General features: G+C 69.9%; 9 protein-coding genes. All 9 read right to left on the reverse strand.

The genetic code is table 11. The annotated features are described in order from the left end of the window. Positions 1 to 7 precede the first annotated feature (7 nt). Positions 8 to 1,804 carry a hypothetical protein gene (locus ACQHIV_RS14160; RefSeq protein ID WP_427894431.1) on the reverse strand — a complete coding sequence of 599 codons (1,797 nt, stop codon included), beginning with the start codon at positions 1,802 to 1,804 and terminating at the stop codon, positions 8 to 10. A 29-nt stretch (positions 1,805 to 1,833) separates the two neighbouring features. Further along, entirely contained in the window at positions 1,834 to 2,838 is a 1,005-nt protein-coding gene (locus ACQHIV_RS14165; protein WP_427894433.1) for an ABC transporter ATP-binding protein, read from the reverse strand. Continuing rightward, entirely contained in the window at positions 2,835 to 3,836 is a 1,002-nt protein-coding gene (locus ACQHIV_RS14170; protein ID WP_427894435.1) for an ABC transporter ATP-binding protein, read from the reverse strand. Before ACQHIV_RS14170 ends, ACQHIV_RS14165 begins: the two co-directional genes overlap by 4 nt. Then, positions 3,833 to 4,732: an ABC transporter permease gene (locus ACQHIV_RS14175; RefSeq protein ID WP_427894437.1), complete on the reverse strand. Its 900-nt coding sequence runs from the start codon at positions 4,730 to 4,732 to the stop codon at positions 3,833 to 3,835. Before ACQHIV_RS14175 ends, ACQHIV_RS14170 begins: the two co-directional genes overlap by 4 nt. Further along, the gene (locus tag ACQHIV_RS14180; protein WP_427894439.1) at positions 4,725 to 5,651 is read right to left on the reverse strand and encodes an ABC transporter permease; all 927 of its coding nucleotides are present in this window, start codon (positions 5,649 to 5,651) and stop codon (positions 4,725 to 4,727) included. Before ACQHIV_RS14180 ends, ACQHIV_RS14175 begins: the two co-directional genes overlap by 8 nt. Next, positions 5,648 to 7,228, reverse strand: a complete 1,581-nt coding sequence (locus ACQHIV_RS14185; RefSeq protein ID WP_427894441.1) for a peptide ABC transporter substrate-binding protein — start codon at positions 7,226 to 7,228, stop codon at positions 5,648 to 5,650. The genes ACQHIV_RS14180 and ACQHIV_RS14185 overlap by 4 nt, the downstream gene beginning before the upstream one ends. A gap of 283 nt (positions 7,229 to 7,511) precedes the next feature. Further along, positions 7,512 to 9,275, reverse strand: coding sequence for an ABC transporter ATP-binding protein (locus ACQHIV_RS14190; protein ID WP_427894443.1), 1,764 nt, complete (start codon positions 9,273 to 9,275; stop codon positions 7,512 to 7,514). Further along, positions 9,272 to 11,041, reverse strand: a complete 1,770-nt coding sequence (locus tag ACQHIV_RS14195) for an ABC transporter ATP-binding protein (RefSeq protein ID WP_427894445.1) — start codon at positions 11,039 to 11,041, stop codon at positions 9,272 to 9,274. The genes ACQHIV_RS14190 and ACQHIV_RS14195 overlap by 4 nt, the downstream gene beginning before the upstream one ends. A 31-nt stretch (positions 11,042 to 11,072) precedes the next feature. After that, positions 11,073 to 12,761 (reverse strand): ATP-binding cassette domain-containing protein, encoded by a 1,689-nt coding sequence (locus ACQHIV_RS14200; RefSeq protein WP_427894447.1) that lies wholly within the window; start codon positions 12,759 to 12,761, stop codon positions 11,073 to 11,075. Between the last annotated feature and the right edge of the window lie 30 nt (positions 12,762 to 12,791).

The raw sequence follows: 12,791 nt of genomic DNA on the forward strand, positions 1-12,791 counted from the left end.
CAGGATCTCATCCACCCTTCGGCACCCAGACCTGCAGGTCCATCGTCTGTCGCGGCGGCGCCAGCTGCCGGTAGCCGGCGCGGAAATCCAGCCCGCACGACCGGAGCGCGGTGATGTCCTGGTCGGTGATCGCGCGGTTCAGGATGATCAGCGGCGCCGGGGACGGGCGCTTCGTCCGGCAGACCTCCTCGATGCCGGCCACGGTGCGCGCGCGTTCGGCCGGGGCGATCCACGCCTCGCCGAGCGGGCGGCCGTCGAGCATCAGCACCAGTCCGGCCATCTTGTCGAGCGCGAGCATCGGCCGGCCGGGCTTGAGGTACGGGCGGAGGTCCTCGGTGAGCCTGCTGTACCGCTGCTCGTTCTTGGGTGTCAGGTGCAGGCCCTTGAGCGCGGGCTGGGTCGCGGCCGCGGTCAGCTCCGACGTCGGCGGCGAGCGGTACGGGTACTTCGTCAGCCCCGTGAAGGCGATTGTCGTGGTCGCGAGCACTGAGCCCACAAGTACGACGCCGACGATCGCCCGGGTCGCGATCGGCGTCGCCCAGATCCCCGTAAGTACGGCGATCATCAGCGCTGCCCACGCAGCGAACGCGTTGAAGCCGATCACGTACAGCGGCGTGTTCGTGCCGAAGGCCTGCACAAGCGGGAGCAGGAGAAGCAGGACAAGAATCACCCAGGTCCTGACGTCCTCCCGGCACAGCCGCGAGCATTCCGTCACGCCGGTCCGCCACCCGATCACCGCACCGGCCGCCGCCACGACGGTGACGAGGACGGCGGCGAGCAGCGTCGAGGGGTACGTCGCCACGTGGGCCGTGCCGCCGAGCGCACCGCCGTACCCGATGATGCGCCAGGCCGAGACCGCGAGCCCGAGTACGGCGAGGGCGGCCGCGACGCGGCGGAGGACGCGCGGGCGGCCGACGACCGCGACGGCGGTGGCGACCAGCAGCAGGCCGTGGTACCAGAGGGTGTGGCCGAGGAGCGTGAGCCCGGTCGTCCAGTAGTGGTGCAGCAGCTCGGTCGGCGAGTACGACGTACCGGCGATGAACCGGTTGACGGTCAGGATCCCCGGCACGGCGACGTTCAGCCGGATCACGAACAGCTGCACGAACAGCGCCGCGACCGCGAGCCCGGCGAGCGCGAAAAGGATGCCGCGGGCAACGGCCCGCCACCCTTGCGCGGCCAGTACGACGATCGCGGCGACGACGATCAGCCCGATCAGCGCGACCGACGTCCACTTCGCCAGCACCATCGCGCCGATCACCAGCCCGGCGACGACCGGCACCCAGAACGGCACCGGCGTACCGCGGTCGACAGCGGTCGCCATCCACAGCACGCACGCGATCAGCAGCAGCGCACCGAGCAGGACGACGTCGTTGTACCCGGGCGACAACGGCAGCCAGGCGTAACACATCCCGCCGGCCGCGAGGATCACCGCCGTACCCGCCGCCTCGAACCACCGGGTCGGCGGCAGCGCCGGGCGTCGCCCGCGGAGCCATCGCATGAAGCTGTAGCCGAAGAGCAGATGTACGACGACCACCGTGCACAGCCGGAACACGCGGAGCCCCGGGATGCTGTACCCGAGGAGCTGGAAGACCGGGCCGTACAGGTACTGCACGCCGGTCAGCGCCAGCGGGTTCTGGTGCCACCAGCGGTACGAGAGCAGGTAGTAGCCCTCGTCGGTGATGTCGAAGCCCTTGCCCGCGGCCACCGCCGCCGCCACGATCCACCAGAGCGCCAACCCGGTCGCGACCGCGGTCACCCCGGCGAGCAGTACGAACCGTCTGCTTGCCCGGGAAACCATCTTCACGGCCGCAACCCTAGGCCATCACTCCTGAGCTATCTCGCAGCTACTCCCGCCGAGTACTCCGCTTGTGACTCCTCGGCGAAGTGGCAGGAGACCGTCTGGCCGGAGCTGAGTTCGCGGAGTTCCGGGACGTCGGTGCTGCATTTGTCGGCGGCGCGGAGGCAGCGGGTGTGGAAGCGGCAGCCGGACGGCGGGGAGACCGGTGACGGCGGGTCACCGGCCAGGACGATGCGTTGCCGGCCCTGGCGGGCGAGGCCGGGCTCGGCGGACAGCAGGGCCTGCGTGTACGGGTGCGCGGGGGCGTCGTACACCTGCTGGTGCTCGCCCAGCTCGGCGACCTTGCCGAGGTACATCACCGCGACCCGGTCGGAGACGTGCCGGACGACGGACAGGTCGTGCGCGACGAAGATGATGCTCAGGCCGAGCTCGCGCTGCAGCCGCATCAGCAGGTTCACCACCTGCGCCTGCACCGACAGGTCCAGCGCCGACACCGGCTCGTCGCACAGCAGTACGTCGGGATTGAGCGCGATCGCGCGGGCGATCCCGATCCGCTGCCGCTGGCCGCCGGAGAACTGGTGCGGGAACTTCGTCTCGTCCTCGGGCCGCAGCCCGACCAGCTCGAGCAGCTCCCGGACCCGGGCCCGGATGTCGACGCCCTTCGAGACGTCCGGGTGCACCTGCAACGGCTCGGCGACGATCTCGCCGACCCGCATCCGCGGGTTCAGGGCGGAGTACGGGTCCTGGAACACCACCTGGACGTTCCGCCGCCACTGCCGCAGCTCGCGGCCGCGGAGCTTGCTGACGTCGACGCCGCCGTACTCGATCCGGCCCTCGGTCGGCTTCTCCAGCGCCGCGAGCAGCCGGACCAGCGTCGACTTGCCGCAGCCCGACTCGCCGACGATGCCGAGCGACTCGCCCTTGCGCAGCGTCAGGTCGACGCCGTCCACCGCCCGCACGATGGTCTTCGTCCCGAAGCTCAACGCCGGGCTGATGTCGTAGTGCTTGACGACATTCGTTGCCACCAGCAACTCGTTCACACGGCCTCCTTCGCGGCGAGGGTCGTCCGCCGGATGCACGCCGCGTCACGCCCCGGCGCGACGGTGAGCAGCGGCGGTACGTCGAGCGCGCAGTCGTCGATCGCGATCGGACAACGGGGCCGGAACGCGCAGCCGGACGGGATCGCCAGCAGCGACGGCGGCGTACCGGGAATCGTCGGCAGTTCCTGGCCCTTGAGGTCGGCCGACGGCATCGACCCGAGCAGCCCCTCGGTGTACGGGTGCACGGGGTGTTCGAGCGCGGCCGACGTCGCGGCCCGCTCGACCACGTGGCCGGCGTACATCACCACCACGTTGTCGGCGACGTCGGAGACCACGCCGAGGTCGTGGGTGATCAGTACGACGCCCATGTCCCGTTCGGCCTGCAGCTCCGCGATCAGCTCCAGGATCTGCGCCTGGACGGTGACGTCGAGCGCCGTCGTCGGCTCGTCCGCGATCAGGACGTCGGGGTCGAGCGCGAGCGCCATCGCCAGCATCACGCGCTGCCGCATGCCGCCGGAGAACTCGTGCGGGTAGTCCCGGACCCGCTTTGCGGCGGCCGGGATCCGGACCCGGTCGAGCATCTCGGCGGCCTTCGCCATCGCGTCCCGCTTGGACATCCCGCGGTGCACGCGGTAGCACTCGGCGATCTGGGTGCCGACCGACTGCACCGGGTTCAGCGCGGACAGCGAGTCCTGGAACACCATCGTGATCCGGTTCCCGACGATCTTGCGGCGTTCCTTCGTCGTCATCGCGATCAGGTCCTCGCCGCGGTACTCCGCGGTGCCGGACACGATCCGGCCCGGCGGCATCTCGAGGATCCCGGTCAGCGCCTGGGTCGAGACGCTCTTGCCCGACCCGGACTCCCCCAGGATCGCCAGCGTCTCGCCGGCCCGCACCTGCCAGGACACCCCGTCCACGGCCCGGACCGGGCCTCGCGGCGTGTCGAACTCGACCGTCAGGTTGTCGACTTTCAGCAGTACTTCGCCAGTAGCAGTCATCGCAGCAACTTCGGGTCGAGGGCGTCCCGGATCGAGTCGCCGATGATCATGAACGAGATCGTCATCGTCGAGATGAAGATCGCCGGCCAGATGAACAGGTGCGGGGTGTCCCGGTACGACGCCGCGACGCCGAACTGCGAGCCCCACGAGATCGACGGCGGTTGCAGGCCGACACCGAGGAAGGTGAGCGCCGCCTCCAGGCCGACCATGCCGCCGATGCCGAGCGTGGTCATCGCCAGCAGCGGCGCCATCGAGTTCGGGAACACGTGTTTGCGCAGGATCCGCAGCGGCGGCACGCCGATCGACCGGGCCGCCAGCACGTACTCGCGGTTCCGCACCGAGAACACCGTGGCCCGCATCAACCGCATCCCGCCCGGCCAGCTGATCACCAGGATGACGCCGACGATGATCCAGATACTCCGGTCCTGGACGGAGTTCAGGATCACGATCAGCACCACGATGCCGGGGATCGAGAACAGTACGTCGGCGGTCCGCGAGATCAGCGCGTCCACCGCGCCCGGGAAGTACCCGGCCAGCAGCCCGAGGGTGCCGGCCAGCAGGAACGCCCCGAAGCTCGCGCAGATACTGACCAGGACCGACGGACGCGCGCCGTACACGACGTTCGCGAAGTAGTCGCAGCCCTGGATGTCGAACCCGAAGGGGTGCCCCGGACCACTGCCCTGGCGGCTCTTCGCGAGGTCGCAGAACCGTGGGTCCGCGGAGGTGAACAGCTTCGGCACCGCCGCCATCGCGAAGAACAGCAGGAGCAGCAGGCTGCAGACGATGAACTGCGGCTTGCGCAGCAGCGCCCGCAGCAGTTCGCGGTTCGACAGGGTCCGGCCGTCGCCGAGCTCCTGCGCCTCGGCGCCGACGGCCGCGGAGATCTGTTCAGACATTGCGCACCCTCGGGTCCAGGACGCCGTACAGCACGTCGACCAGCAGGTTGATCAGGATGAACGAGATGAACGCGAGCGTGCACAGCAGCACCACCACGCCGCCCTCCTTCAGCTTGACCGCCTGGAACATGAACTGGCCGAGCCCGGGCAGGTTGAAGATGCTCTCGGTGATGATCGCGCCGCCGAACAGGCCGGCCAGGTCGAGACCGATGAACGTGACCACGGGCAGCAGCGCGTTCGGCAGGATGTGCCGCCAGAGCACCCGCTGCTCGCCGAGGCCCTTGGCCCGCGCAGTCTTCACGAAGTCCGCGTTCACGGTCTCCACGATCGACGTTCGCATCAACCGGCCGAGCCCGGCGAAGCCGAGCACGCCGATCACCAGCGCGGGCAGCAGGTACGACCGTGGATAGCCCTCCAGTACGCCGGACACCGGGAACCACTTCAGCTCGACCGCGAACAGGTACTGGGCGGCGAAGTACGCCACCAGGCCCGGGATCGCGAGCAGCACGAGTGTTGCCAGCAGCAACGACCGGTCGACCCAGCCGTTCCGCTTGAAGCCCGCGTAGATCCCGAAGATCAGCCCGAGCACCCACTGGAACACCATGCTCATCGTGGCCAGCTTCAGCGTCACGGGGATCCGCAGCCGGAGCTGGTCGCCGATGTCGGCACCGGCGAACGTGGTGCCGAAGTGGCCGGTCAGGATGTCCTTCATGCTCAGCAGGTACTGCACGATGAACGGGTCGTCCAGGTGGTACTGCGCCCGTTTCGCGGCCAGTACCGCGGCCGGGATCGGCTTGTCGCCGGCCAGCTCACGCAGGGGGTCCCCGGGCATCGCGAACACGAGCGCGTAGACCCCCAGCGTGACGATCAGGCCGATCGGGATCGCCGCGAGGATGCGGCGGAGGACGAAACGGATCACTTGAAGGTCGCCCAGAGAGCCGAGACGCCGACGTACTTCGAGACTCGCGGCTGGATCTTCGCCGAGTGCAGGTACGCGTTCGACTTGGTGTACAGCGGGATCAGCGGCATGTCCTCGAGCGCGATGTCCTCGGCCTGCTGGTAGAGCTTGATGGCCTGCTCCGGGTCCGGCTGGGCATCGCCCTTGGCCAGTACGGCGTCCAGCGCCGGGTTCGAGTACCCGGCGAAGTTCGCGTCACCGTTGGACTTGAACATCGGGGTCAGGTAGTCCTCGATCGACGGGTAGTCGTGGCCCCAGCCGGAGAACCGCAGGCCGTCGAGCTTGCGGCTGTCGGCCAGCGCGCCGATCTCGGAGCTCTGCTTGCCGGTGTACTTCACCTGCAGGCCGAGGTTCTGCCGGAGCATGTTGCCGATCGCCTCGGCGAAGATCTGGCCGGTCGCCGACGAGGTGTTGTAGTTGATGTTCAGCACGCCGGGGAAGCCGCCGGCAGCGGCCAGGTCCGCCTTCGCCTTGCTCGCGTCGAAGTCGCAGTACTTGCAGGCGTTGTCGCGGTAGCCGGCCATGTCCGGCGCGACCAGGCCCTTGGCCGGCTCGGACAGCCCGACCAGGTCCGCGAACGCCTTCCGGTCGATCGCCTCCGAGATCGCGTGCCGCAGCTTCGGGTTCTTGAACCGGGCGTCCCAGGCCGGGATCACCAGGTAGTTCGCACCCGAGCTGATGCTGGTCACCCACTGGTCCGGTGCGTCGGTCTTGAAGCTCTTCACCTTGGTCGGCGGTACGTCGACGAAGTCCAGGTTGCCGGCCAGGAACTCGTTGTACGCCGTGTCGCCGTTCGCGATGAACTTGTACGTGATGTTGTCCGCCTGCGGGATCTGCGGGCCCTTGTAGCCGTCCCACTTGACGAGCTTGATGTCGTCACCGGCGTTCCAGGCGCCCGCCATCTTGAACGGGCCGTTGCCGATCGGCTTGCGCTTGTAGGCGTCCGGGTTCTTCCGGACCTCCTCCGGCAGCGGCGCGAGACCCAGGTACTGCAGGGTCAGGCCGAACTGCGAGAACGGGACCTTGAGCTTCACCGAGAAGGTCAGGTCGTCGATCTGCTTCAGGCCGCTGAGCGTCTTCACCGCGGTCGGCTTCGGCGTGGCGCCGTCCGGCGTCGGCGGGTTCAGCGCGTCGTACCCCTCGACCTTGGAGAAGAAGCCGTTGTTCTTCCAGCCGTTCGAGCCCTCGGCGGTCATGTTCCAGCTGTCCACGTAGTCCTTCGCGGTCAGCGGCTGGCCGTTCTGGAAGGTGTTGCCGGCCTTCAGCTTGATCGTCCAGGTCTGGCTGGTCTTGTCCGGCGTGACCGAGTCGGCCATCACGTTCTGCAGCTTGCCCGTTTCCGGATCGGTCTGCACCAGCGGAGCGAAGATCGCCATCGCGACCCCGATCCCCGGGCTGCCGTTGTCGTTCAGCGGGTTGATGTACTCCAGCGGGTCGGCGATGACCGCGATGGTCTCGCTCTTGGCGCCGGAGCCGCCTCCGCTGCTGCTCTTGCCGTCTCCACAGGAGGCGAGCACCAGCGCAAGGCCGAGTGCCACCCCCACAACCCCAGTCAGACGTCGCACGGTCAAACCAACTTCCTCGGCGGGAGGGCCGCTAGGCGGGCGGAACAAGCGTCATGGTGGCTGGTCGAAACTGCGCATGTCAACGTTGTCAGGCGCAAAGCGGCGGCGCGTAACGTGAGCGTTACTTTGCCAAGACCTCAGATGACCAGCCCTTCGTTGCGAAGCGAGGCCTCACTTAATCAGATCAGTGCGCCTGAGTCATCAGATGACAGGTCAGTTTGTGGCAAAACTCGCTCTTGCGCACAGCTGCGCATTATCAGCGGTAACCGGCCGCTTGCAGACTGTAAAGCTCGGCGTAGGTTCCACCGTCCGCCAGCAGTTCGGCGTGCGTGCCGCGCTCGGTCACGCGGCCGTTCTCGAGGACGACGATCAGGTCCGCGGACCGGACGGTCGAGAACCGGTGCGAGATCAGCACCGTGATCCGGCCGTCGGCACGACCCGCCCGGGCCTCGGCGGCCAGCCGGTCGAACAGGGCCGCCTCGGTCTGCGGGTCCAGCGACGCGCTCGGCTCGTCGAGGATCATCAGCAGTGGCGCCGGCCGGACGAGTGCCCGGGCGATGGCGAGCTTCTGCCACTGCCCGCCGGACAGCTCGACGCCGCCCGCCCACGACGTACCGAGCTGGGTCTCGGCGCCGTGCGGCAGCTCGTCGACGAAGGTCGCGTCCGCCTTGCCGAGTGCGACCCGGACGCGGTCCGGCGGCTCGTCCAGGCCGCCGACCCGGACCGCCTCCCCCACGGTCAGCTGGTACCTGACGAAGTCCTGGAAGCCGGCGCTGACCTTCTGCCGGTACTGCGTGAGGTCCAGCGCGGCGAGGTCGACGCCGTCGACGAGGACCTGGCCGGAGCGCGGGCGGTACATGCCGGTCAGGAGCTTGACCAGGGTCGACTTACCCGCGCCGTTCTCGCCGACGATCGCGATCGTCTGCCCGGCCGGCAGGAACAGGTCCGTACCGGGCAGCGCGAGCCGGTCCTCGCCGCCGTAGCCGAAGGTCACGTCCTTCAGCTCGATGCCGTGGCTGAGACGGTCCGGCGCCGGCGTCCGGCCTGGTCGGTACCGCGCCTGGTCCGCGAGCCAGAAGTAGTGCTCGGCCGACGTCCGGACGCGCAGTACGGAACCGGCCAGGTCGAGGATCCGGTTCGCGGCGCTGACCACGGCACCGGCGAGCGCGATCGCCAGCGCCACGTCGCCGGCGGTCACCCGTCCGGCGGCGGCCTCGCGGAGGACGATCAGCAGCGCCCCGGCGTACGCGATCGGGAACAGCGCCCAGCCGGCCACGCCGATCAGCACGGACCTGAAGAGGGCCGTGTGGGCGATCCGGTTCGCGTCGTCGGTCGCGCGGCCGTGCTCGCGGAGCAGCTCGTCGCCGAACGACGCGACGTGGATCTCCTGCGCCGAGGACGGGTCGACCGAGACCATGAACAGCTGCTGGGCGAGGCGGCGGCGCGGGGCGGCGTCCAGCTCGGACCGGCGCCGGACCTGCTCGGCGCGGCGGCTGAGCCAGAGCGCCGGCAGCGCGACCAGCGGGAGCAGCGCGAGGACGGGTTCGAGGTTCGCGAGCAGGATCGTGCTGATCACGAGTTGCGCGAGGACCAGCGGGGCGATGAACGGCAGTGTCACGCTGTCGCCGAGCTCGGACGCCTCGCGGCGCAGCGACTGCAGGCGGTCGAGGAAGTCGGGCCGCTCGAAGTGCTCGATCCGCGGCGCGCCCGCGGCCAGCCGCAGGACCCGCCGCTCGGACACGAACCCGGACCGCTCGCGCATCCGGATCGTCGCCCACCGGTAGCCGATCGGGGCGACCAGGACGAGGATCAGCGCGATCGCGACTCCCACACCGCCGGCCACGATCCGGTGCTGCTCGCCGGAGACCACGCCGTCGACCAGCGGGCGGACCGCGAGCGCGAACAGCAACGGGCTGACGAAGCTCGACATCGTGACGGCCGTGTAGAGCAGGAACAGGCCGGGGCCGATCTCCCAGCCGAGCCCGATCAGCAGCCGGGCCGTGGTGATCCACGACCTCATGCCGGCTCCCCGAAACGTGCGGCCTGCAGGCGGAACATCCGGGCATAGCTGCCGCCGAGCGCCAGCAGTTCGTCGTGCGAACCCTGCTCGATCACCCGGCCCTCGTCGAGGACCACGATCGACGACGCCTGCCGAACCGTCGAGAACCGGTGCGAGATGAGGATCGTCGACAATCCCGCGGTCAGCTCGAGGAAGCGCCGGTACAGCTCGGCTTCGGACCGTGCGTCGAGGTGCGCGGCGGGCTCGTCCAGGATCAGTACGGAAGCGCCTTGCTGTACGGCGTACAACGCTCGCGCCAGGCCCAGTCGCTGCCACTCGCCGCCGGAGAGCTCGACGCCGCCGTCGAACTCTGCCGAGAGGAGCGTGTCCCACCCGTTCGGCAGCGCGTCGACGACACTCGTCGCGCCGGCCCGTTCGACCGCCGCGTCCGGTACGCCGTCGGGGCGCCCGAAGCGGACGTTGTCGTACGCCGACATCGGAAGCCGGAGCGGCTGCTGGAAGACGACCGCGAGCCGCCGGCGCCAGTCGTCGAGGTCGAGGTCCGCGAGGTCGGCATCGTCGACGGTGATCGTGCCGTCGGTCGGCTCGTACAGACCGCAGAGCAGTTTGACCAGGCTGGTCTTGCCGGCGCCGTTCGCGCCGACGATCGCGAGCGACTCTCCAGCGGGGATCACGAGGTCGAGGTTGCGCAGCACCTGTCGCTCACTCGCGGGATAGGCGAATGACACGTGGTGGAAGGTGATCGCGCGGGCCGGCAGGTCGGTCGCCGGGGTGGTTCCGCGGCCGGTCGGGGTGGTGGCGAGCGCCCGGAGCGCTTCGTCGTACCGGCGGAGGGTGGCGAGGGCGAGTTCGGTCTGGAGGCCGGTCCAGGACGACTGCTGGATACCGCCGAGCGCGATCAGGAAGGTCTGCATGTACGTCGCGGTCGCGCCGGCGGACAGGTGTCCCGCGGTCGCCTCGCGGACCACGAGCACGATGCCGGTCAGTACGACGACGGCGAGCGCCGCGGTGGCGACGAGCGGGCGGCGGCCGGGACGGCTCAGCACGCGTTCCATCGTCTGCGTCCAGGTCTCACCGTGCCGCGCGACGACGTACTCGGCGAGACCGAACAGGCGGATCTCCTTCGCGGCCGGCGGGGTGGTGCCGAGATCGTCGAAGTAGCGCATCCGGCGGGCGGATTCGCTCGCACCGTAGTGGTGGCCGGCCTCGGTCCGGGAGGCGACCTTGTCCTCGTACGCCGCCCACACACCGGCGACCAGCAGCCCCGCGCCGAGCCACCAGTGGAAGCCGCCGAGGATGATGCCGGACGCAACAAGCACCACCCGCCCGGTCGCCAGCCCGCCGACGGTACTCGCCAACCGGCCCGGCCGCGCCCAGTCCGCCCGCAAGGTGTCCCGCCCGACCTCGACCAACTGCGCCGTCGCCGGATCCTCCAACTGCCGCACCCCACTCGGCGCCGACACCGCCCGCATCAGGTCGTGCTGCAGAGCCGCGTCGACCCGCTCCCCCAACGCAGTAGCCGCCGCCCGCTGCAAGGCCCCGGCCGTCCACTGCAACAACAAGCACACGGCCGCAACCGCAGCCCACACCAGGGCCCGCCCCGAATCACCGCGCACAACCCCGGCGACGACCTGCCCGATCGCGACCGCTGCTCCGACCGGCGCGGCAGCGGACAGCACGACCGTCGTCGCATTCACCACGCACAGCCCGCGCCCGGCCCGCCAGGCCACCCCGGCGAACCTCCGGATCCCAGAGTCGGACGGCATCTTCCCCACCTTTCCGCACGGACGGGCCAACCTACTCCTTCTGAGCGGCAAAGAGGCGTGCGAACCGGCCCTCTGGCTGGGCGATCAGCTGCTGGTAGGTCCCCTGCTGCACCACGCGCCCCTCGTCGACGACGTAGATGCGGTCCATCTCCCGGAGCGTCCACGCGCGATGGGAGACGACGATCGTGATCCGGGCGGCGCTCGTACGGCGAAGTTCGGCGAAGATGGCCTGCTCCGCCTCCGCGTCGATCGCGGACGTCGGTTCGTCGAGGATCCAGACGCCCGCGTCCCGCAGCCGGATCCGGGCGAGCGCCAACCGCTGCCACTGCCCGCCGGAGATCCCGGTCCCACCCCACTGCTGCCCGAGCTGCGTGTCCAACGGCAGGTCCGCCGCGAACGTACCGCCCAACGCCGTACGCACCTCGTGATCCGCGACCTCCGCGGGCGCGCCGAGCGCGACCGCGTCCCGGAGCGTGAACTCGAACCGCCCGAACTCCTGCACCAGCAGCCCGAAGTGCGCGAGCCGCTCCTCCTCGCCCATCCGCGCCGCGTCCACCCCGTCGATCAGCACCCGCCCGCCGGCCGGCCGCAGGCTGCCGACCAGCAGGTTGATCGCGGTCGACTTCCCCGCCCCGTTCACGCCGACCAGCGCCACCAGCTCACCCCGCCGCGCCTCGACGCAGACTCCGCGCAACGCCGGCTCCGCCGCACCCGAATACTCGAAACTAACGTTGTCCAAGGCAACAGAATCCACCCGCCGCACGACCGTACGCCGCCCCGCCGCCGGCACGCTACGCACGAACCGCCGGTAGATCGCCGCCTGCGGAGCGGCCGTCACGATGGTGCCGAACGCGTACCCGCACTGCCGGATCGCGTTCAGCCCGGAGATCGTCCCCGCCACTGCCGCGACCGCACCCGCGCTCGATCCGCCGGGCGCCAGCAGTGCCATCAGGGCCCCGCCGAACAGCACAACGGTCACGAGCGCGGCGCCCAGCTCGTACAACATCGCCGTACGGACCATCCCATCGAGCACCACGGTCGCAGCGGTCCGGCTGTCCGCGACCAGCCCGGCCACCTTCCACCCCGACCCGAGCACCGCCAGCTCGGTCCCGGGCCGCTGCTGGATCAGCTGCTCGGTCGCGTACGCCGCCTTCCGCTCGTGCTCCGCGACCCGCGGCCAACCCTTCGCCTCCATCCGCGAGATCAGCGTGAACGCGAGCACCGTCGGCACCAGCGCGGCAAGCACCAGCAGCCCGGACAGCACATTGATCGACGCGATCGCCACGCACAGTACGACGGCCGTCGCGGCCGCGCTGAGCACCTGCACCGGCTTCCCGGCCACGTCGCTCATCGGATGCGTCGCCGCCTGACTCGCCTCCAGGTCCCGCACCACCTCGGGCGTCGCGAGCCGGCTCGGACTCAGCCGGGCCGCGACCTCGGCGAGCTCGACCCGCAGCGCGAGCCGAAGCCGCAGCATCATCCGCTGGCCGACGGTGTTCGCCACCTGGGTCAGCGGATACATCGCGCCGACAACCACGGTCAGCCCGAGCAACGGAACCCAGCGATCACGACCCTCGACCAGGTCACGGATCAGCACCACCTGGGCGCCGGGCAGGATCGCCAGCAGCAGTTGGAGAACGGCGTACGTCGCCAGCCGTCCCGGGGTGATGCGGACGGCGTCGCCTAATGAGTCACGGACAGCACGAAACGCGTCGAGCACGATGAATCCCTTTGCACGCAGGCCGGAGCT

This window comes from Kribbella polygonati (genome assembly GCF_050320105.1).
Taxonomy (GTDB): Bacteria; Actinomycetota; Actinomycetes; order Propionibacteriales; family Kribbellaceae; genus Kribbella.

Coding starts and splice junctions, on each gene's coding strand:
- ACQHIV_RS14195 (WP_427894445.1), bottom strand. CDS start 11,041: ATGCCGTCCGACTCTGGGATCCGGAGGTTCGCCGGGGTGGCCTGGCGG.
- ACQHIV_RS14190 (WP_427894443.1), bottom strand. CDS start 9,275: ATGAGGTCGTGGATCACCACGGCCCGGCTGCTGATCGGGCTCGGCTGG.
- ACQHIV_RS14175 (WP_427894437.1), bottom strand. CDS start 4,732: ATGTCTGAACAGATCTCCGCGGCCGTCGGCGCCGAGGCGCAGGAGCTC.
- ACQHIV_RS14170 (WP_427894435.1), bottom strand. CDS start 3,836: ATGACTGCTACTGGCGAAGTACTGCTGAAAGTCGACAACCTGACGGTC.